This is a genomic window from Microvirga sp. P4_G7, assembly GCF_056401005.1.
In genome coordinates this window covers 1-600 of record NZ_JBFUKD010001151.1, presented here as the reverse complement: position 1 = coordinate 600, position 600 = coordinate 1, and the positions used below count along the sequence as shown (strand labels likewise).

Below are 600 nucleotides of genomic sequence, written 5' to 3'. Positions count from 1 at the left end.
CCGATATGGTTGGAAATGTCCAGGTCAGAGTTGCTTTTCTCATTCCTCGACCAGCGCGAACGATCTCCGTTTCCGTTCGGAGCTGGCGCAACACCAAGCCGTTCCAAATCCTGCAACCTTTGCTGCGGCAGTATGTGCAGACGGGTGAAGGCGCAATGGTCGCTCCGGCCGCCCTTGTGCCGCCGCGCGAGGAACTTCAGCGTACGCAACATCCAACCCGAATGTGGCGTTATCTGACGACGGACCCGCATTGGATCAGGTTGTCATTCGTTCCCAGTCATCGCCTTTTCGTGCGCGGTCAAATTTGTACGGAAAAAGGCGGACATGACGGTGCGCTCGTCCGGATCGTCTATCGTGACAAGGAGGGCGACATCCTGGCGCCGCCCTACCCAGACACGCTTGCAACGCCGGCCCTCGGCGCATTTGTGAACATTCCGACCCATCGTCAATCAAGCCGTTTCACCGTCGAGCTTTTGCCGCCGCCGCAAGCCGTTTCCGTCGAGCTCGGTTTTCAAACATGGTCCAACGACGTCGCCACCGAACTTTGCGTTCCGCTCGAAATCTCGCTGGATGACGCCCTTCTGCTGGAGAACTTCACCG

Annotated in this window: 1 pseudogene; it reads left to right on the top strand. The window is 58.3% G+C overall.

What is annotated here, in order from left to right:
• Positions 1-600 (top strand): annotated as a pseudogene (locus AC1DT3_RS23570) (hypothetical protein); the annotation flags it as partial.